Below are 21402 nucleotides of genomic sequence, written 5' to 3'. Positions count from 1 at the left end.
TAAGCGATGGCTAAGGAAAAGTTTACACGGACTAAGCCGCACGTTAACGTCGGTACAATCGGTCACGTGGATCATGGTAAAACAACGCTGACAGCTGCAATTACTACAATTCTGTCGAAAAAATTCGGCGGTATTGCTAAAGATTACGCGTCAATCGACTCTGCACCAGAAGAAAAAGCACGTGGTATTACTATTAATACTGCTCACGTTGAGTACGAGACTGAAAAACGTCACTACGCTCACGTTGACTGCCCAGGTCACGCGGATTATGTGAAAAACATGATTACTGGTGCTGCGCAGATGGATGGTGCGGTGTTGGTTGTTTCTGCAGCTGACGGTCCTATGCCACAAACTCGCGAGCACATCTTGTTGTCTCGTCAGGTCGGTGTTCCATACATCATTGTTTTCATGAACAAAGCTGACTTGGTTGATGATGCTGAGTTGCTTGAATTGGTTGAAATGGAAATTCGTGATTTGTTGTCTAAATACGATTTCCCTGGCGATGATACGCCAGTAATTACTGGTTCAGCTCGTTTGGCGCTGGAAGGTAATCAATCAGAATACGGCGAGCCAGCAATCTTCCGCTTGGCAGATGCTTTGGATAGCTACATTCCTGAGCCAGAGCGTGCAATTGACGGTACGTTCTTGATGCCAGTTGAAGATGTATTCTCAATCTCTGGTCGCGGAACTGTTGTGACTGGTCGTGTTGAGCGCGGTATTGTTAAAGTGGGTGAAGAAATCGAGATCGTTGGTATTGTGCCAACAGTTAAGACGACTTGTACTGGTGTTGAGATGTTCCGTAAATTGCTTGACCAAGGTCAAGCGGGTGACAACATCGGCGCCTTGCTTCGTGGTACTAAGCGTGAAGACGTTCAACGTGGTCAAGTTTTGGCGAAACCAGGTTCGATCACGCCGCACACTAAGTTTACTGCTGAGATTTATGTATTGTCTAAAGATGAAGGTGGTCGTCATACACCATTCTTTAGTAACTACCGTCCACAGTTCTACTTCCGTACTACTGACGTAACTGGCGCGATTGAATTGCCAGAAGGTACAGAAATGGTAATGCCTGGTGATAACGTATCAATCACAGTAACCTTGATCTGCCCAGTTGCGATGGAGCAAGGTTTGCGTTTCGCGATTCGCGAAGGTGGTCGTACGGTTGGCGCTGGTGTTGTTGCAACGGTAGTTCAATAAAAGGTTGCAAAAAGGGTTTAACGTTGTTATAGTTACGCCCTCTCCGTAGGCGAGTAGCTCAATTGGTAGAGTACCGGTCTCCAAAACCGGGGGTTGTGGGTTCGAGACCCCCCTCGCCTGCCACAATATATCAACGGAGCCGTTCCTTCATAGGAGCGGCTCTGTTTTATGGGTCGCCGATAAAGCAATGCAAAGCATAGAACGACTAAAAGTAGTAGCTGCCCTTGCCCTAGTGTTGTTGGGTGTTGCGGGTTTTTATATGGTTCCAGCGGGTCAGTCCTTTTTGGGGTCTTTGTGCGTCGCGGTAGGTGTGGTGGCTGCAGGTGCGGTAATGTGGTTTACTACATTAGGTCGCACTTTTGTTGATTACGCTCGTGATTCAGTCAAAGAAGCACAGAAGGTGGTTTGGCCAAGCAAAAAAGAAACATGGCAAGTGACTGCCGTTGTTTTCTTATTTGTCGGTGTATTGGCTCTGTTTATGTGGGCGGTTGACTCAGGTCTCGCTTGGTTGTTTTACGATGTCGTGCTCGGTCGCGGTAAATAAACGGAGGGTTCGATATGGGTATGCGCTGGTATGTAGTTCATGCGTATTCTGGCTTTGAAAAAAGCGTTCAGAAAGCATTGAAAGAAAAAATTGATCGCTTGGATATGGCGCACTTGTTTGGTCAAGTGTTAGTCCCTGTCGAAGAGGTGATGGAAATTAAAAATGGTAAAAAAGCGCTGACTGAGCGTAAGTTTTACCCAGGTTATGTATTTGTTGAGATGGATATGACCGACGATAGCTGGCACTTGGTGAAAAGTACACCTAAAGTGACTGGTTTTATCGGTGGTAGTGGTACTAAGCCAATGCCAATTCCTGCGAAAGAAGTTGAACGCATGATGCAGCAAGTGCAAGAAGGTGTTGAGAAGCCGCGTCCGAAAGTGTTGTTTGAAGTGGGTGAGTCTTTGCGAGTTACTGAAGGCCCATTTGCTGATTTTAATGCGACAGTTGAAGATGTGGATTACGATAAGAGTCGTCTGAAAGTATCGGTGATGATTTTTGGTCGTGCGACACCGGTTGATTTAGAGTTTTCTCAGGTCGAAAAAGTCTGATCTGTGTTGGTTTTACGCAGCAATGCGTTTTTCATTGGGGAGCTGGCTGTTGCTAGCGTTTGACCCGCTTTTAGGAGTTGTATCGTGGCTAAAAAAATTGTCGGCTATGTAAAGCTGCAAGTGCCCGCTGGTAAAGCAAATCCATCGCCACCTATCGGTCCGGCATTGGGTCAGCGCGGTTTGAATATCATGGAATTTTGTAAAGCGTTTAACGCTGCAACCCAAGGCGTTGAGCCAGGTTTGCCAATTCCTGTTGTGATTACTGCGTATGCGGATAAATCATTCACTTTCGTGATGAAATCACCACCTGCAACAATTTTGTTGAAAAAAGCAGCTGGTATCACTAAAGGTTCTGCTAAGCCACATACTGACAAAGTTGGTGTTGTGACTCGTGCTCAGCTGGAAGAAATCGCTAAAACTAAGCAAGCAGATTTGACTGGCGCCGATATGGACGCTTCAGTACGTATTCTTGCTGGTTCAGCACGTTCAATCGGTATTACCGTGGAGGGCGTGTAAATGGCTAAGGTTTCTAAACGTCTAGCGGCTTTGAACGCTACTGTAGATCGCAATAAATTGTACCCAGTTGCTGATGCAATTGCTTTGGTGCAAGCTGCTGCTACAGCCAAATTTAACGAATCTATCGATGTTTCGTTCAATCTTGGTATCGATGCACGTAAATCAGACCAAGTAGTTCGTGGCGCTGTTGTATATCCTAAAGGTACTGGTAAATCAGTTCGCGTTGCCGTGTTCACACAAGGCGCAAACGTTGAATTGGCGAAAGCTGCTGGTGCCGATATCGTTGGTTTTGAAGACTTGGCTGAACAAATTAAAGCTGGCGTAATGGACTTTGACGTTGTGATTGCATCTCCAGATGCAATGCGTATCGTTGGTCAGTTAGGTCAAATTTTGGGCCCACGTGGTTTGATGCCAAATCCAAAAGTTGGTACTGTAACTCCGAACGTTGCTGAAGCGGTTAAAAACGCTAAAGCCGGTCAAGTTCAATACCGTACTGACAAGGGTGGTATCGTACACGCAACAATCGGCCGCGCATCTTTTGCTGCTGCTGATTTGCAAACTAACTTGGCAGCTTTGGCTGATGCTTTGCAAAAAGCAAAACCAGCTAGCTCTAAGGGCGTGTATTTCAAGAAGATCGCTGTTTCTAGCACGATGGGTGTAGGCGTTCGCGTTGACACTGCTTCTGTACTAGCATAAAGACTTTGGGTTGCTGCGGGGTGTTTCGATGTCACGCAGCAAAATGTCAAAGACCGTAGGCGCTAAATCATTGATTTAGCTTAATCACAGCGCCCAAACGCTAGCCTACGCAGACGGTGTGCCCAATGCAGGCTTCTCATCAACTATTTTAGTTGATACAAGTCTCCTGAATATTGGTCGCCGTTTGATTGGGTGGCGCGATTATTCGCGCTGAACTTAACTAATGGAGGTTGACCTTGAGTCTGAATCTTGACGACAAAAAAGCGGTCGTGGCTGAGATTGCAGCAGTAGTTGCAAATGCTCAAACCATCGTTATCGCTGAATACCGTGGAATCGGGGTTGCTAGCATGACTGCATTGCGCAAACAAGCGCGTGAGTCTGGCGTGTTCTTGCGTGTTTTGAAAAACACCTTGGCGCGTCGTGCTGTTGAAGGAACTCCGTTTGCTAGCTTGGCTGACCAAATGTCAGGCCCGCTGGTTTACGCGATTTCTGAAGACGCGCAGTTGCTGCAGCTAAAGTTCTCCAAAACTTCTCAAAGAAAGATGAGAAGATTAAGGTGATTGCTGGTTCGTACGAAGGCAAAGTATTAACTGCTGCTGAAGTTGCCCAACTTGCTACTATCCCGAGCCGTGATGAATTGCTCTCGATGTTGCTGGGCGTTATGCAAGCACCAGTTGCTGCGTTTGCTCGTGGTCTTGGCGCATTGGCTGCTAAGAAAGCTGAAGATGCTGCTCCTGCTGAAGAAGCTCCTGTTGCTGAAGTTGCAGCAACTGAAGCGCCAGCAGACGCTGCCTAAGGCTTTATACCAATTTTGAATTTGATTTAATCTGACAAGATTTTCAGGAGTACTAGAAATGGCTGTTACTAAAGAAGACATCCTTGAAGCAGTAGGTGCTTTGACTGTTATGGAATTGAATGACCTCGTTAAGGCATTCGAAGAAAAATTTGGCGTTTCTGCTGCAGCTATGGCTGTTGCTGGTCCTGCTGCTGCTGGTGCAGCCGCTGCTGAAGAACAAACTGAATTTGACGTTATCTTGACTGGCGCTGGCGCTCAGAAAGTTGGCGTGATTAAAGTTGTTCGTGAAGTGACTGGCTTGGGCTTGAAAGAAGCTAAAGACTTGGTTGATGGCGCACCTAAAGCAGTTAAAGAAGGCGTGTCTAAAGCTGATGCTGATGCAATCGCTAAGAAATTGATCGAAGCCGGCGCTACTGCTGAAGTTAAGTAATTGTTCTTGAAGTAATGTAGTGCAGGCAGGCGGAGGAATCCGCCTGCCCTTTTGCGTTTGTATACTGCGAGCTTGCTTACGGCTGTTTGAGTTGTGAGCAAATTATAATTTGCAGCTGGCAAACCAGAAACCGCTCACAACCGTAAGCGGGCGTTTTGCGGTTTGTCCATTGCGCCCAACCCCATGGAGAGTTTATGAGTATGAAATACTCGTTCACTGAGAAAAAACGTATTCGCAAAAGTTTTGCGAAACGGGCGAGCGTCCTCGAAGTGCCGTTTCTGCTGGCTACTCAGATCGACTCTTATACCGAATATCTGCAACTAGGTGTGCCAACTGAGGCGCGTCGCGAAATTGGCTTGCAGGCTGCGTTTAACTCGATTTTCCCTATCGTTTCCCATAATGAATATGCACGTCTTGAATTTGTGCATTATTCCTTGGGTGAGCCTGCATTCGATGTGATCGAATGTCAACAACGTGGCATTACCTTTGCTGCGCCGTTGCGTGCTCGTGTTCGTCTGGTCATTATGGACCGTGACGCAGCAAAGCCAACGGTAAAGGAAGTCAAAGAGCAGGATGTATATTTCGGTGAAATCCCGTTAATGACACGTAGTGGTTCATTCGTGATCAACGGCACTGAACGTGTAATTGTTTCTCAGTTACACCGCTCTCCGGGCGTGTTCTTTGAGCATGACAAGGGTAAAACCCATAGTTCCGGTAAATTATTGTTCTCAGCTCGTGTGATTCCTTATCGCGGCTCATGGCTCGATTTCGAATTTGACCCGAAAGATTTGCTGTTCTTCCGTATTGACCGTCGTCGTAAAATGCCGGTATCAATTTTGCTTAAAGCATTAGGGTATACGGCTGAGCAGATTTTAGCTGAGTTCTTTGATACAGATACCTTCTACCTTACCGATGATGGCGTGTTTTGGGAATTAGTTCCAGATCGCTTGCGTGGTGAAGTTGCGAAGTTTGACATCATTGCTGATGATGGCCGCGTATTGGCGCAAAAAGATAAGCGTATTACAGCAAAAACGATTCGCGACATCACTAATGCCGGTATGACACGTATTCCAGTTCCACTGGATTATATGTATGGCCGTATGTTGTCGACTGCGGTTATTAGTCCAGAAACGGGCGAGCTTGTTGCTAAAGCCAATGATGAAATCACTGAAGATTTATTGGTTAAACTCGATAGCAACGAAGTAAAAGAAATTCAGACTTTGTACATCAATGATTTGGATCAGGGCGGCTTCATGTCGGCGACCCTGCGTACTGATGAAACCGTTGATGAATGGCAAGCACGCGTTGCGATTTATCGCATGATGCGTCCAGGCGAGCCGCCAACAGAAGATGCCGTACAGGCCTTGTTTAAAGGTTTGTTCTTTAATGAAGATCGCTATGATCTTTCTGCTGTTGGCCGCATGAAATTCAATAGCCGTGCATATCCTGATCGCTTAGAAGAGAAAGCGCCTGGCTGGCAGCGCCGCTTCTATGAGCGTGCGGGCAAAAAAGGCATCACAGGCCCTGGTATCTTATCAACTGAAGATATCGTTGCTGTTATTGGTATTTTGCTTGAATTACGCAATAGCCGTGGTGAAGTCGATGATATCGATCACTTGGGTAACCGTCGTGTTCGTTCAGTCGGTGAGCTGGCTGAAAATCAATTCCGTGCTGGTTTGGTTCGCGTTGAGCGTGCTGTTAAAGAGCGTTTGTCGCAAGCAGAATCAGACAATTTGATGCCGCATGATTTGATCAACGCGAAGCCAGTATCGGCGGCGGTGAAAGAATTCTTTGGTTCGTCACAATTGTCGCAGTTTATGGACCAAACGAATCCATTGTCTGAAATCACCCACAAACGCCGTGTTTCGGCGCTTGGTCCAGGTGGTTTGACGCGCGAACGCGCAGGCTTTGAAGTTCGTGACGTGCATCCAACGCATTACGGTCGTGTTTGTCCGATTGAAACACCGGAAGGTCCAAACATTGGTCTGATCAACTCATTGTCTTGCTATGCACGTACTAATGAGTATGGTTTCTTGGAAACGCCATATCGTAAAGTGATCAATGGCCAAGCGACGCTTGAAATTGAATACTTGTCGGCAATTCAAGAAGGTAAGTATGTAATTGCACAGGCCAATGCTGGCTTGGATGATGACAGCAAACTGACTGATGAATTGGTGACTTGCCGTGAAGCGGGCGAGACGATTGTTGCTACGCCTGATCGCGTTCAGTACATGGACGTGGCGCCAAGTCAGATCGTTTCTGTTGCAGCATCATTGATTCCATTCTTGGAACACGATGACGCCAACCGTGCATTGATGGGCGCCAACATGCAACGTCAAGCTGTGCCTTGCTTGCGTGCAGAGAAGCCAATGGTTGGTACCGGTATTGAGCGTACATGCGCAACTGACTCGGGTACTGCAGTAACTGCGTTACGTGGCGGTGTGGTTGATTTCGTTGATGCAACTCGTGTTGTGGTTCGCGTGAATGATAGCGAAACGATTGCTGGCGAAACCGGTGTCGATATTTACAACTTGGTTAAATTCACTCGTTCGAATCAGAATACCAACACCAACCAACGTCCTATCGTTGTTAAGGGTGATCGGATTGAGAAGGGTGATGTCGTTGCAGATGGTGCATCGACTGACTTAGGTGAGTTAGCGTTGGGTCAAAATATGACCATCGCCTTCATGCCATGGAATGGTTATAACTTCGAAGATTCGATTTTGATCTCCGAAAAAGTCATTGCTGATGATCGTTATACTTCGATTCACATCGAAGAATTGAACGTGATGGCGCGTGATACCAAGCTTGGTCCTGAAGAAATTACTCGTGATATTTCAAACTTGTCTGAGCGCATGCTTGGCCGTTTGGATGAAGCTGGTGTGGTTTATATCGGTGCTGAAGTTGAGGCAGGTGATGTTCTGGTTGGTAAAGTAACGCCTAAGGGCGAAACTCAACTGACTCCAGAAGAGAAACTCCTGCGTGCCATTTTCGGTGAAAAAGCTTCAGACGTTAAAGACACTAGCTTGCGCGTGCCATCAGGCATGGTTGGTACGGTTATTGACGTGCAAGTGTTTACTCGCGAAGGGATTGAACGTGATAAACGCGCTCAAGCCATTATCGATGAACAGTTACGTCGTTATCGTCAAGACTTGAATGACCAATTGCGTATTGTTAATGATGACTTGTTCGAGCGTATCGAACGGATGATCGTTGGTAAAATTGCAAATGGTGGTCCTAAGCGCCTAACGAAAGGTACAGCCATCACTTCGGATACTTGGCCGATCAACTTTCTAAGCACGATTGGTTCGATATTCGTTTGGCTGAAGAAGAAGCCGCGCGTCAACTCGAAGCAATGAAAGATTTGATTGCTCAGATGAAGCAAGAGTTTGAGTTACGCTTTGAAGATAAAAAGCGTAAATTGACTCAAGGTGATGAGTTACCACCTGGTGTGATCAAGATGGTTAAAGTGTATGTGGCGGTAAAACGTCGCTTACAACCTGGCGATAAAATGGCCGGCCGTCACGGTAACAAGGGTGTGGTTTCTAAGATCTTGCCAGTTGAAGATTTGCCACATATGGCAGACGGTTCAACTGTTGATATTGTCTTGAATCCATTGGGCGTTCCATCACGGATGAATATCGGGCAGATTCTCGAAGTTCATTTGGGCTGGGCAGCAAAAGGGATCGGTCAACGTATTGATGCGATGTTGCGTGAGCAACGTAACGTTGCTGAGATTCGTGAGATCTTGGATAAGATTTATCAATCCAAAGGCAAAGCCGAAGACATTAGTGATCTGAGCGATGTTGAAATCATGACATTGGCGCGTGGTTTGCGTACCGGCATGACTTTTGCCAGTCCAGTGTTTGACGGTGCTGATGAGTCTGAAATCCAAGAAATGCTTGATTTAGCATATCCAGATGAAGATGAACGCACGCAACAGTTGGATTTCAACTCAAGCAAGACACAAATGCAGTTGTATGACGGTCGTACGGGTGAGCCATTCGAGCGTAAAGTCACTGTTGGTGTGATGCATTACTTGAAATTACATCACTTGGTTGATGACAAGATGCATGCGCGTTCAACCGGACCTTACTCACTCGTGACTCAGCAGCCACTGGGTGGTAAAGCACAGTTTGGTGGTCAGCGTTTTGGTGAGATGGAGGTTTGGGCCTTGGAAGCATATGGCGCAGCGTACACCTTGCAAGAAATGCTTACTGTTAAATCCGATGATGTGAATGGTCGTACTAAAGTTTACGAAAACATTGTGAAGGGTGATCACCGCATTGATGCTGGCATGCCAGAGTCATTCAATGTATTGGTCAAGGAAATCCGTTCGCTCGGTATCGACATCGATCTGGAAACCTACTGATCTGTGTGAGGTGTGGGGAGGTGACTATTTAATGGTCGCCTCACACCTAACAACTCGCCCTCACTGGAGAATATTGGAATGAAAGGCTTACTCGAACTATTCAAGCAAGTCGCGCAGGACGAAGAATTTGACGCGATTAAAATTGGCTTAGCATCGCCAGAGAAAATCCGTTCTTGGTCTTTCGGCGAAGTGAAAAAGCCAGAAACCATTAACTATCGTACGTTCAAACCTGAGCGCGATGGTTTGTTTTGTGCTCGTATTTTCGGGCCGATTAAAGATTATGAGTGCTTGTGTGGTAAATACAAGCGTTTGAAGCACCGTGGCGTAATTTGTGAAAAATGCGGTGTAGAAGTTACTTTGTCTAAAGTGCGTCGTGAGCGTATGGGTCATATCGACCTTGCTTCGCCTGTTGCTCATATCTGGTTCTTGAAATCACTCCCAAGCCGTTTGGGTATGGTACTTGATATTGCTTTGCGCGATATCGAGCGCGTATTGTATTTCGAGGCATTTATTGTTGTTGAGCCAGGCATGACACCGCTAACGCGTGGTCAGCTGCTGACAGAAGAAGATTACTTTACCAAAGTTGAAGAATACGGTGACGAATTTGTCGCTTTGATGGGCGCAGAAGCTGTCCGCGAATTGCTAAAATCTATGGATGTAGACCAAGAAATTAGCAACTTGCGCGCTGAGCTCGATAGCACCGGTTCTGAAACAAAAATCAAGAAAATCGCTAAACGTTTGAAAGTCCTAGAAGCGTTCGATCGCTCAGGTATCAAGCCAGAGTGGATGATTATGGAAGTGTTGCCGGTATTACCTCCGGAATTACGTCCATTGGTGCCATTGGATGGCGGTCGTTTTGCGACTTCTGATTTGAATGATTTGTATCGCCGCGTTATTAACCGTAATAACCGTTTGAAGCGCCTGCTTGAATTACGCGCTCCGGAAATTATTGTTCGTAACGAAAAGCGTATGTTGCAAGAAGCTGTGGACTCCTTGCTCGATAACGGCCGTCGCGGTAAAGCGATGACTGGTGCGAATAAGCGTCCGTTGAAATCGCTTGCAGATATGATTAAAGGTAAGGGCGGTCGTTTCCGTCAGAACTTGTTGGGTAAACGTGTCGATTACTCAGGTCGTTCGGTAATTACCGTTGGTCCTACTTTGCGTTTACATCAATGTGGCTTGCCAAAATTGATGGCGTTGGAATTGTTTAAACCATTTATTTTCCATAAGTTGGAAGTGATGGGCTTGGCAACGACGATTAAAGCCGCGAAGAAAATGGTTGAAAGCCAAGAGCCTGTTGTTTGGGATATCTTGGAAGACGTTATTCGCGAACATCCAGTGCTATTGAATCGTGCGCCTACATTGCACCGTTTGGGTATTCAAGCGTTTGAACCGACCCTGATTGAAGGTAAAGCCATTCAATTGCATCCACTCGTCTGCGCGGCATTCAATGCTGACTTTGACGGTGACCAAATGGCGGTTCACGTTCCATTGTCGCTTGAAGCGCAGATGGAAGCACGTACATTGATGCTGGCATCGAATAATGTCTTGGCCCCAGCTAACGGCGAGCCAATTATTGTTCCTTCGCAAGATATCGTGTTGGGCTTGTATTACATGACGCGTGAAGCGAAATACGCCAAAGGTGAGCGCCTCAATGAGGATGGCCAACGTTTGACGATTCTTGCTGACGTATCTGAAGCATTGCGTGCTTATCAGAGCAAAGAAGTTACCCTACAGACTCGCGTTTCTATTCGTTTGAAAGAATGGTTCCGCAATGAATTGGGCGACTGGGAAAGCAAGATGGTCCGTCGTGATACAACGGTGGGTCGTGCAATTTTGTCTGAGATTTTGCCTAAAGGCTTGGCCTTCTCGCATATCGATAAGTCATTGAAGAAAAAAGGAAATTGGTAAACTGATCAATGCTTCTTTCCGTCGTTGCGGCTTGAAAGAGACTGTGATTTTTGCTGATCAACTGATGTATACCGGTTTCTCATATTCAACACGTGGTGGTATCTCGATTTGCGTCGATGATATGCTGGTTCCTGCGAAGAAAGTTGAATTGTTGGCAGCAGCACAAGCCGAAGTGAAAGAGATTGAGCAGCAATATAGCTCAGGTCTGGTGACACAAGGTGAGCGCTACAATAAGGTCGTTGATATCTGGGGTCGCGCTGGCGATCAAATTGCGAAAGCAATGATGGATCAATTGGCAAAAGAAACTGTTTACGATAGTAACGGCAAAAAAGACGAACAAGAATCGTTTAACTCGATTTACATGATGGCTGACTCAGGTGCTCGTGGTTCGCCAGCACAGATTCGTCAGTTGGCAGGTATGCGTGGTTTGATGGCGAAGCCGGATGGTTCGATTATTGAAACGCCGATTACGACTAATTTCCGTGAAGGCTTGACGGTTCTTCAGTACTTTATTTCGACACACGGTGCACGTAAAGGTTTGGCTGATACGGCATTGAAAACAGCAAACTCGGGTTATTTGACTCGTCGTTTGGTCGATGTGACACAAGATTTGGTTGTTACTGAAGATGATTGCGGCACGAAGCATGGCGTGGCAATGAAAGCCGTTATGCAAGGTGGTGATGTTGTTGAAGCATTGCGTGATCGTATTTTGGGCCGAATCGTTGTTAAAGACGTTGTAGATCCTTCAACGCAAGAAACTGTATATGAAGTTGGTTACTTGCTGGATGAAGATGCCGTTGACGAAATTGAAAGCCGCAATATCGATGAAGTCGTAGTAGTACGTACTCCGTTGTCTTGCGAGACACGTTACGGTCTGTGTGCAAAATGTTATGGCCGTGACTTAGGTCGTGGGCAAATTGTTAATGCCGGTGAAGCGGTTGGTGTTATTGCTGCTCAATCAATTGGTGAGCCGGGTACACAGTTAACAATGCGTACGTTCCATATTGGTGGTGCTGCATCACGAGCTGCTGCTGCTAGCCAGGTTGAAGCGAAATCAAATGGTCGACTTGGTTTTAGCGCAAATATGCGTTATGTAACTAATGCGAAAAATGAGCTGGTTGTTATTGCACGCTCTGCTGAACTATTGATTCTCGATGATGTGGGCCGTGAGCGTGAAACACATAAAGTACCTTATGGTGCAACTCTTGCTGTTAAAGATGGCGACATCATTAAAGCGGGTTCAGTACTAGGTACATGGGATCCGCATACTCGTCCAATTATTACTGAGTATTCAGGTATTGTTCGATTTGAAAATGTCGAAGAAGGTATGACCGTTGTTAAACAAGTCGATGAAGTAACTGGCTTGTCAACCTTGGTGGTTATTGCCTCTAAAGCAAAAGTAACTGCAGCAAAAGGCGTTCGTCCATTAGTTAAGTTGCTCGATGAGAATGGCAATGAAATGAAACTGGCTGGCACTGATACTCCGGTGACTATTTCATTCCAAGTTGGTTCTATCATTACGGTGAAAGATGGTCAGCAAGTGGGTGTGGGCGATGTACTTGCTCGTATTCCACAAGAATCAGCTAAAACGCGTGATATTACCGGTGGTCTACCACGTGTAGCAGAGTTGTTTGAAGCTCGTTCGCCAAAAGATGCCGGTATGTTGGCTGAAATCACTGGTACCGCTAGCTTTGGTAAAGATACTAAAGGTAAGCAGCGTCTAGTTCTGACTGATTTGGATGGCGTTCCTCATGAATATCTGATTTCCAAAGACAAGCATGTCATGGTGCATGATGGTCAAGTGGTTAGTCAGGGTGAGGTCATTGTGGATGGTCCTATCGATCCGCATGATATCTTGCGCTTACAAGGTATTGAAGCACTTGCTCGTTACATCGTTCAAGAAGTGCAAGAGGTTTATCGCTTGCAGGGCGTGAAGATTAATGACAAGCATATCGAGGTGATTGTTCGTCAGATGTTGCGTCGAGTCGTGATTTTCTGATCAGGGTGGTTCAAACTTCATCTTAGGTGAGCAAGTAGAACGTGCTGAAGTTCTGATTATGAATGATAAGCTGGCCGAAGAAGGCAAGGAGTTGGCTAAGTTTGACAATATCCTCTTAGGTATTACTAAGGCTTCATTGTCGACTGACTCCTTTATTTCTGCTGCATCGTTCCAAGAAACAACGCGTGTTCTGACTGAAGCAGCCATTATGGGTAAAGTTGACGATTTGCGTGGTTTGAAAGAAAACGTCATTGTTGGTCGTTTGATTCCAGCAGGAACAGGGCTGGCATATCACAAAAATCGGAAGCGTTTACTAGCAAAAGCCGAAAGTTTGGCTCCTTTTGCTGAAGCAGCTGCTGAAGTTATCGCTGAAATTGGGAATATTTCTGAATAAATACTGAGATGCAAGCCGACATCTGTCGGTTTGCATTGACGTGTATTCATTCTTTTCCTTATAATTCAAAGTCTTTTTCTGCGGAGAGCGATTTTATCGCTCTCCGCAGCGTTTCCATTAGGGAAACCATAGCCGTGCCACAGTCGTGGCAAGGTCTTTTTTAACGCGGTAGGAAGTGAAAAACAATGCCAACTATCAATCAACTCGTTCGTAAAGGACGTGTTGCGGAAAAACTGAAGAGCAAAGTACCAGCTCTTGAAGCTTGTCCGCAAAAGCGTGGTGTATGCACACGTGTATATACAACAACTCCGAAAAAACCAAACTCTGCATTGCGTAAAGTATGCAAAGTTCGCCTCACTAACGGTTTCGAAGTAATTTCGTACATCGGTGGTGAAGGCCATAACCTGCAAGAGCATAGCGTTGTATTGCTACGCGGCGGTCGTGTAAAAGATTTGCCAGGTGTTCGCTATCACTGCGTACGTGGCTCTCTTGACTTGGCTGGCGTTAAAAATCGTAAGCAGTCTCGCTCTAAATACGGTGCAAAACGCCCTAAGGCTTAATTTGTATCGTATGAGTGGCGGCTACTAATGCAGTCGTCAAGTAAGTGGGCAATTTTATAGTTGTCCGCGGGGTTGTCCCCAGCTGAATGTCACATTTAAGGAAGTATGTTATGCCAAGACGCAGAGAAGTCCCTAAGCGTGATGTGTTGCCAGATCCAAAATTTGGTAGCACAGAACTCGCAAAATTCATGAACGTTGTAATGCTCGATGGTAAGAAAGCCGTAGCTGAGCGTATCGTTTATGGTGCATTGGCCCAGATCGAGAAAAAGACTGGTAAAGATGCAATTGAAGTTTTTAACACCCGCAATTGGCAATGTTAAGCCAGTTGTTGAAGTTAAGAGCCGCCGTGTCGGTGGCGCCAACTACCAGGTGCCAGTAGAAGTACGTCCAAGCCGTCGTCTGGCATTGTCGATGCGCTGGGTTCGCGAAGCGGCTCGTAAACGTGGTGAAAAATCAATGGATCTGCGTCTAGCAGGTGAACTTCTTGACGCGGCTGAAGGCCGTGGCGGCGCGATGAAAAAACGCGATGAAGTGCATCGTATGGCTGATGCTAATAAAGCATTCGCCCACTTCCGTTTCTAATCGCGTAATCAAGATAAGGAAATCGCCGTGGCTCGCAAGACCCCTATTGAGCGTTACCGCAATATTGGTATTTCCGCTCACATTGATGCTGGTAAAACAACCACAACAGAACGTGTTTTGTTTTATACCGGTGTTAACCATAAAATTGGTGAAGTTCATGATGGCGCAGCCACTATGGACTGGATGGAGCAAGAACAGGAACGTGGTATTACTATCACTTCTGCTGCTACGACCACATACTGGAAAGGTATGAGTCTGCAGTTTCCTGAGCATTTGATTAACATCATTGACACCCCTGGCCACGTTGACTTTACGATTGAAGTTGAGCGTTCAATGCGTGTTCTTGATGGTGCATGTATGGTTTATTGTGCTGTGGGTGGTGTTCAGCCGCAGTCTGAAACTGTGTGGCGTCAAGCTAACAAGTACAAAGTTCCACGTTTGGCTTTCGTGAATAAGATGGACCGTTCAGGTGCCAACTTCTTCCGTGCTGTTGAGCAAATGAAATTGCGCTTGAAAGCAAATCCAGTACCAGTGGTTATCCCTATTGGTGCGGAAGATAAGTTTGAAGGTGTTGTTGATCTACTTAAAATGAAAGCAATTATCTGGGATGAGTCATCTCAAGGTATGACTTTCACTTACGGTGATATCCCTGCTGATTTAGTATCGGTCGCCCAAGAGTGGCGCGAAAAAATGGTCGAAACGGCCGCCGAAGCTTCTGAAGAGTTGATGAATAAGTACCTCGAAGCTGGCGAATTGTCGGAAGCTGAAATTGTTGCGGCTATTCGTGCCCGTACTTTAGCTTGTGAAATTCAGCCTGTATTGTGTGGTTCTGCGTTCAAAAACAAAGGTGTTCAACGGATGTTGGACGCTGTGATCGAGTTCTTGCCGTCACCTGTAGATATTGATGCAGTTAAAGGTATGGATGATCGTGATCAAGAAGTGACTCGCGAAGCTACAGATGACGCGCCGTTCTCTTCATTGGCTTTCAAGCTAATGAACGACCCGTACGTAGGTCAGCTAACATTCTTCCGTGTGTATTCAGGCACTTTGCAATCTGGTGACTTTGTTTTGAATTCAAACAAAGACAAGAAAGAGCGCATTGGTCGTCTTGTGCAAATGCATGCAAATGATCGTAAAGAAATTGATGAAGTTCGCGCTGGTGACATCGCTGCTGCTATCGGTTTGAAAGATGTAACAACTGGTGAAACTCTTTGCGATTTGAAGGATGTAATTATTCTTGAGCGCATGGTATTCCCAGAGCCAGTAATTCACGTTGCTGTTGAACCAAAAACTAAGGCTGACCAAGAAAAAATGGGTCTAGCTTTGGGTCGCTTGTCTAAAGAAGATCCTTCTTTCCGTGTTAAAACGGACGAAGAGACTGGTCAGACAATTATGTCTGGCATGGGTGAGTTGCATTTGGAGATCTTGGTTGATCGTATGCGTCGTGAGTTTGGTGTTGATGCAAACGTTGGTGCGCCACAAGTGGCCTACCGCGAAACCATTACTCAAGTCGCTGCAGATGTTCAAGGTAAGCACGCGAAACAGTCCGGTGGTAAGGGTCAGTACGGTGATGTGACTATTACTATTGAACCGGCTGGTGAAGGCAACGGTTATAGCTTTGTTGACGAAATTAAGGGTGGTGTGATTCCTCGTGAATTCATTCCTTCTGTTGATAAAGGTATCCAAAATACACTGAAATCTGGTGTGTTGGCTGGCTTCCCTGTCGTTGACGTTAAAGTTCGCCTGACATTTGGTTCGTACCATGACGTGGACTCGTCGCAAATTGCCTTTGAACTTGCTGGCTCTATGGCATTCAAAGAAGCTATGCGTCGTGCTGGTCCTGTAATTCTTGAGCCAATGATGTACGTTGAAATTGAAACGCCTGAAGATTACATGGGCGACATCATGGGTGATATTTCTTCTCGTCGTGGTCTATTGCAAGGTATGGATGATAATCCTGCCGGCGGAAAAATGATTAAAGCGGAAGTTCCATTGTCTGAGATGTTTGGTTACTCGACAACTCTGCGCTCTATGTCGCAAGGTCGTGCTACATACTCAATGGAATTTAAGCATTATTCAATTGCGCCTAAGCATATTGCTGATGCAATTGTTACTAAGAAATAATTTTAATTAAGGAATTTTGAAAAATGGCAAAAGAAAAGTTTACACGGACTAAGCCGCACGTTAACGTCGGTACAATCGGTCACGTGGATCATGGTAAAACAACGTTGACAGCTGCAATTACTACAATCCTGTCGAAAAAATTCGGTGGTATTGCTAAAGATTACGCGTCTATCGACTCTGCACCAGAAGAAAAAGCACGTGGTATTACTATTAATACCGCTCACGTTGAGTACGAGACTGAAAAACGTCACTACGCTCACGTTGATTGCCCAGGTCACGCGGATTATGTGAAAAACATGATTACCGGTGCGGCGCAGATGGACGGTGCGGTGTTGGTTGTTTCTGCAGCTGACGGCCCTATGCCACAAACTCGCGCGAGCACATCTTGTTGTCTCGTCAGGTTGGTGTTCCATATATCATTGTTTTCATGAACAAAGCTGACTTGGTTGATGATGCTGAGTTGCTTGAATTGGTTGAGATGGAAATTCGTGATTTGTTGTCTAAATACGATTTCCCTGGTGATGATACGCCAGTAATTACTGGTTCAGCTCGTTTGGCGCTTGAAGGTAATCAATCAGAATACGGCGAGCCAGCAATCTTCCGCTTGGCAGATGCTTTGGATAGCTACATTCCTGAACCAGAGCGTGCAATTGACGGTACGTTCTTGATGCCAGTTGAAGATGTGTTCTCAATTTCTGGTCGCGGTACTGTTGTGACTGGTCGTGTTGAGCGCGGTATTGTTAAAGTAGGTGAAGAGATCGAGATCGTTGGTATTGTGCCAACAGTTAAGACGACTTGTACTGGTGTTGAGATGTTCCGTAAATTGCTTGACCAAGGTCAAGCGGGTGACAACATCGGCGCCTTGCTTCGTGGTACTAAGCGTGAAGACGTTCAACGTGGTCAAGTTTTGGCGAAACCAGGTTCGATTACTCCGCACACTAAGTTTACTGCTGAGATTTATGTATTGTCTAAAGATGAAGGTGGTCGTCATACACCATTCTTTAGTAACTACCGTCCACAGTTCTACTTCCGTACTACTGACGTAACTGGCGCGATTGAATTGCCAGAAGGTACAGAAATGGTAATGCCTGGTGATAACGTATCAATCACAGTAACCTTGATCTGCCCAGTTGCGATGGAGCAAGGTTTGCGTTTCGCGATTCGCGAAGGTGGTCGTACGGTTGGCGCTGGTGTTGTTGCCACTGTTCTTGCTTAAGGAACTTGGAAATGCAAAATCAGAAAATTCGTATCCGCTTAAAAGCTTTTGATTATTCTTTGATCGATCGTTCGGCTCAAGAAATTGTTGAAACTGCAAAGCGTACAGGCGCAGTTGTTAAGGGTCCAATTCCTTTGCCAACAAAAATTGAGCGCTATGATATCTTGAGTTCACCACACGTAAATAAAACTGCGCGTGATCAATTTGAGATTCGCACTCACTTGCGTATGTTGGATATTGTTGATCCGACTGACAAGACTGTTGATGCATTGATGAAGCTGGACCTGCCAGCTGGTGTTGATGTTGAGATTAAGTTGAACTAATGACTCAGTTTTGCCGTTGAGGGCGAAAGCCCTTGCGACGGTTAATAAACTTTGTTAGTATCTCGGGCTTGCCATTTAATGTGGCAAGCCCGTTTTATTTTTTAATAGTCATAGCCAGTCAATCGTAACTGGCCCTTGAAAAGGGAATAACTATGAGCTTAGGTCTTGTAGGTCGCAAAGTCGGCATGACCCGCGTATTTGCTGAGGATGGTGCTTCCATTCCAGTAACTGTGTTGGACATGGCTGCAAATCGCGTCACGCAAATCAAAACTCTGGAAGCTGACGGCTACTCTGCTGTTCAGGTTACTTTCGGTACAAAAAAAGCAAGTCGAGTGAATAAGGCTGAAGCTGGTCATTTCGCGAAAGCAGGCGTTGAAGCAGGTTTGGCACTCGTTGAGTTCCGTATTCCTGCAGAGAAAGCTGCTGAGTTGAAAGCTGGTGATGCTTTGTCAGTTGAGTTGTTTAGTGTTGGTCAAATGGTTGATGTTACTGGTACTAGCCAAGGTAAAGGTTGGGCTGGTGTTATCAAGCGTTATCATTTTGCTTCTAATCGTGCTACGCACGGTAATTCACTGTCGCATCGTTCTGCTGGCTCTATCGGTCAAGCGCAAGATCCGGGTCGTGTTTTGCCAGGTAAACGCATGGCTGGTCAGCTCGGTAATGTTCAGCGTACCGTGCAAAACCTTGAAATCGTGCGAGTTGATGCTGAGCGTCAATTGTTGCTGGTTAAGGGTGGTGTACCAGGCTCCAAGGGCAATGACGTTATCGTTCGTTCGAGCGTTAAGGCAGGTGCATAATGGAACTTAAAGTTGTTAATACGAAAGGCGAGGCTCAAGTAGCTATTGCTGCTTCAGATGACTTGTTTGGTCGTGAATTTAATGAAGCCTTGGTTCATCAAGTTGTAACTGCATACTTTGCCAATGCCCGTAGCGGTAATCGCGCGCAATTGGGTCGTGGTAATGTAAAGCATTCAACTAAAAAACCATGGCGTCAAAAAGGTACTGGCCGTGCTCGTGCTGGTATGACATCTTCTCCGTTGTGGCGTGGTGGTGGTCGTGCATTCCCGAACAGCCCTGACGAGAATTTTTCGCATAAAGTTAACCGTAAGATGTACCGCGCTGGTATTGCAACAATTATGTCGCAATTGGTGCGTGAAGAGCGTCTGATCGTTGTTGATTCTTTTGCCCTAGAAGCACCTAAGACTAAGGCTTTTGCTCAAAAATTGGCAGAAATGCAGCTCGATAACGTGCTCATTGTGACCAAAGAATTGGACGAGAACCTGTATTTGGCTTCCCGTAATCTTCCGCATGTTTTGGTGTTGGAAGCGGCTCAGGCAGATCCAGTTAGTTTGGTGCGCTTCAAAAAAGTTGTGTTCACTCGTGATGCACTACAGGCTTTTGAGGAGTTGTTTGCATGATCAAAATTGCAGAAAATCGCATGCTTCAGGTGATTTTGGCTCCAATAGTTTCTGAAAAGAGCACTTTGGTTGCTGAGAAAGCTGAGCAAGTCGTATTTCGTGTTTCTACCGATGCGACTAAAGCTGAAATCAAGGCTGCCGTTGAACTTCTCTTTAAAGTGAAGGTTGAGGCGGTCAACGTAGTTAATGTTAAAGGTAAGTCTAAGCGTTTTGGCCGTACGAATGGTCGCCGCAAAGACTGGAAAAAAGCTTATGTAAGCTTGGTATCCGGTCAAGAACTTGACCTTGCAGCTGCGCAATAAGGGGACTAAACATGGCATTGGTAAAAGTTAAGCCGACATCGCCCGGTCGCCGCGCAGTCGTTAAGGTTGTAAGTCCTGACTTGCATAAAGGTGCGCCGTACGCTCCTTTATTGGTTAAGAAATCAAAGACTGGTGGCCGTAATAACAATGGTCACATCACTACTCGTCATATCGGTGGTGGTCATAAGCAGCATTATCGCTTGGTTGATTTCCGTCGCAATAAAGATGGTATTGTCGCGAAAGTTGAGCGTTTAGAATACGATCCAAACCGCACTGCTAATATTGCTTTGTTGTGCTATACGGATGGTGAACGTGCTTACATTATTGCCCCTAAAGGCTTGAGTGCAGGCATGACGGTTGTATCTGGCTCAGATGCTCCGATCAAGGTTGGTAATACACTACCTATCCGCAATATTCCGGTGGGTTCGACAATTCACTGCATCGAAATGCAGCCTGGCAAGGGTGCGCAGATTGCGCGTTCGGCTGGTACTAGCGTTCAATTGTTGGCTCGTGATGGCATGTATGCTCAGTTACGTCTCCGCTCTGGCGAAATTCGTAAAGTACACGTTGATTGCCGCGCAACAATCGGTGAAGTGGGTAATGGCGAACACAGCCTCCGTTCATATGGTAAAGCAGGCGCGAAGCGCTGGTTGGGTATTCGTCCAACAGTGCGCGGTACTGCGATGAATCCGGTGGATCACCCGCACGGTGGTGGTGAAGGCCGTACTGGTGAAGGTCGTGTTCCAGTTAGTCCGTGGGGTCAGCCAGCTAAGGGCTATCGTACGCGTCGTAATAAGCGTACTAGCAATATGATCGTGCGCCGTCGTCCAGCGAATAAGAGGTAATGTAAATGGCACGTTCTCTTAAAAAGGGTCCATTTGTTGACCTGCACTTGTTGAAAAAAGTTGAGGCAGTTCGCGCGACTAACGACAAGCGCCCAGTTAAAACTTGGTCACGTCGTTCTACGGTATTGCCAGACTTTGTTGGTCTGACAATTGCTGTGCATAACGGTAAGCAGCACATTCCTGTTTACGTTAATGAAAACATGGTTGGCCACAAGTTGGGTGAGTTTGCACTGACCCGTACTTTTAAAGGTCACGCCGCGGACAAAAAATCCAAGCGATAAGGTGAAGACATGCAAGTATCTGCTGTACTAAGCAACACTCGCCTCTCCGCTCAAAAAGCGCGGCTTGTCGCTGACCTCGTCCGTGGCAAGTCCGTTGAGCAGGCGTTAAATATTCTGGCCTTCAGCCCTAAAAAGGGTGCAGTTTTAATTAAGAAGGTTTTGGAGTCGGCTATTGCCAATGCCGAGCACAATGAGGGTGCCGATATCGATACTCTTAAAGTGAAAACGATTTATGTGGATAAAGGGCCTTCTTTGAAGCGTTTTACTGCACGTGCTAAAGGCCGTGGCAATAAAATCGAGAAGCAAACTTGCCACATTACGCTGACTGTTGGCGATTAAGGAGCGACTC

Annotated in this window: 15 protein-coding genes, 1 tRNA gene and 5 pseudogenes; all 21 read left to right on the top strand. The window is 46.1% G+C overall.

Annotated features, from left to right (window positions below; genetic code table 11):
• The first annotated feature begins 6 nt into the window (after window positions 1–6).
• Window positions 7–1197, top strand: a complete 1191-nt coding sequence (gene tuf, locus GKO28_RS06495; protein WP_173532462.1) for an elongation factor Tu — start codon at window positions 7–9, stop codon at window positions 1195–1197.
• Window positions 1198–1244: 47 nt separating this feature from the next.
• Window positions 1245–1320: transfer RNA gene (locus GKO28_RS06490), tRNA-Trp, on the top strand.
• A 64-nt stretch (window positions 1321–1384) separates the two neighbouring features.
• Window positions 1385–1741 carry a preprotein translocase subunit SecE gene (gene secE / locus GKO28_RS06485; protein ID WP_173532461.1) on the top strand — a complete coding sequence of 119 codons (357 nt, stop codon included), beginning with the start codon at window positions 1385–1387 and terminating at the stop codon, window positions 1739–1741.
• Window positions 1742–1755: 14 nt separating this feature from the next.
• Window positions 1756–2289: a transcription termination/antitermination protein NusG gene (gene nusG, locus GKO28_RS06480; protein WP_173532460.1), complete on the top strand. Its 534-nt coding sequence runs from the start codon at window positions 1756–1758 to the stop codon at window positions 2287–2289.
• A gap of 84 nt (window positions 2290–2373) precedes the next feature.
• On the top strand, window positions 2374–2805 hold the full coding sequence (gene rplK / locus GKO28_RS06475; protein ID WP_173532459.1) for a 50S ribosomal protein L11: 432 nt from the start codon (window positions 2374–2376) through the stop codon (window positions 2803–2805).
• The gene (rplA, locus tag GKO28_RS06470; protein WP_182075718.1) at window positions 2806–3501 is read left to right on the top strand and encodes a 50S ribosomal protein L1; all 696 of its coding nucleotides are present in this window, start codon (window positions 2806–2808) and stop codon (window positions 3499–3501) included. It begins immediately after the preceding gene.
• Window positions 3502–3737: 236 nt separating this feature from the next.
• A pseudogene (gene rplJ / locus GKO28_RS06465) lies at window positions 3738–4297 on the top strand (50S ribosomal protein L10).
• Between the two features lie 58 nt (window positions 4298–4355).
• Window positions 4356–4727 (top strand): 50S ribosomal protein L7/L12, encoded by a 372-nt coding sequence (gene rplL / locus GKO28_RS06460; protein ID WP_173532456.1) that lies wholly within the window; start codon window positions 4356–4358, stop codon window positions 4725–4727.
• A gap of 200 nt (window positions 4728–4927) precedes the next feature.
• Window positions 4928–9099, top strand: a pseudogene (gene rpoB / locus GKO28_RS06455) (DNA-directed RNA polymerase subunit beta).
• A gap of 78 nt (window positions 9100–9177) precedes the next feature.
• Window positions 9178–13403: pseudogene (gene rpoC / locus GKO28_RS21240) on the top strand (DNA-directed RNA polymerase subunit beta').
• A gap of 185 nt (window positions 13404–13588) precedes the next feature.
• Window positions 13589–13963: a 30S ribosomal protein S12 gene (gene rpsL / locus GKO28_RS06445; RefSeq protein ID WP_173532454.1), complete on the top strand. Its 375-nt coding sequence runs from the start codon at window positions 13589–13591 to the stop codon at window positions 13961–13963.
• Window positions 13964–14073: 110 nt separating this feature from the next.
• Window positions 14074–14545, top strand: a pseudogene (gene rpsG, locus GKO28_RS06440) (30S ribosomal protein S7).
• 27 nt (window positions 14546–14572) lie between these two features.
• Entirely contained in the window at window positions 14573–16669 is a 2097-nt protein-coding gene (gene fusA / locus GKO28_RS06435) for an elongation factor G (protein WP_173532452.1), read from the top strand.
• A 23-nt stretch (window positions 16670–16692) separates the two neighbouring features.
• A pseudogene (gene tuf, locus GKO28_RS06430) lies at window positions 16693–17885 on the top strand (elongation factor Tu).
• An 11-nt stretch (window positions 17886–17896) separates the two neighbouring features.
• Window positions 17897–18208, top strand: a complete 312-nt coding sequence (gene rpsJ, locus GKO28_RS06425; protein WP_173532450.1) for a 30S ribosomal protein S10 — start codon at window positions 17897–17899, stop codon at window positions 18206–18208.
• Between the two features lie 152 nt (window positions 18209–18360).
• Complete coding sequence (rplC, locus tag GKO28_RS06420; protein ID WP_173532449.1) at window positions 18361–19005, top strand: 50S ribosomal protein L3; 645 nt, start codon at window positions 18361–18363, stop codon at window positions 19003–19005.
• Complete coding sequence (gene rplD, locus GKO28_RS06415) at window positions 19005–19625, top strand: 50S ribosomal protein L4 (RefSeq protein ID WP_182075717.1); 621 nt, start codon at window positions 19005–19007, stop codon at window positions 19623–19625. The genes rplC and rplD overlap by 1 nt, the downstream gene beginning before the upstream one ends.
• A 5-nt stretch (window positions 19626–19630) precedes the next feature.
• Complete coding sequence (gene rplW / locus GKO28_RS06410) at window positions 19631–19927, top strand: 50S ribosomal protein L23 (RefSeq protein ID WP_203564299.1); 297 nt, start codon at window positions 19631–19633, stop codon at window positions 19925–19927.
• A gap of 11 nt (window positions 19928–19938) precedes the next feature.
• The gene (rplB, locus tag GKO28_RS06405) at window positions 19939–20772 is read left to right on the top strand and encodes a 50S ribosomal protein L2 (protein ID WP_173532446.1); all 834 of its coding nucleotides are present in this window, start codon (window positions 19939–19941) and stop codon (window positions 20770–20772) included.
• Between the two features lie 5 nt (window positions 20773–20777).
• Complete coding sequence (rpsS, locus tag GKO28_RS06400) at window positions 20778–21053, top strand: 30S ribosomal protein S19 (protein ID WP_027469928.1); 276 nt, start codon at window positions 20778–20780, stop codon at window positions 21051–21053.
• A 9-nt stretch (window positions 21054–21062) separates the two neighbouring features.
• Window positions 21063–21392 (top strand): 50S ribosomal protein L22, encoded by a 330-nt coding sequence (gene rplV / locus GKO28_RS06395; RefSeq protein WP_173532445.1) that lies wholly within the window; start codon window positions 21063–21065, stop codon window positions 21390–21392.
• Window positions 21393–21402: the final 10 nt, after the last annotated feature.

The organism is Deefgea sp. CFH1-16, assembly GCF_016881365.1.
Classification (GTDB): Bacteria; Pseudomonadota; Gammaproteobacteria; order Burkholderiales; family Chitinibacteraceae; genus Deefgea.
This window is presented reverse-complemented; position numbering and strand designations above follow the sequence as displayed.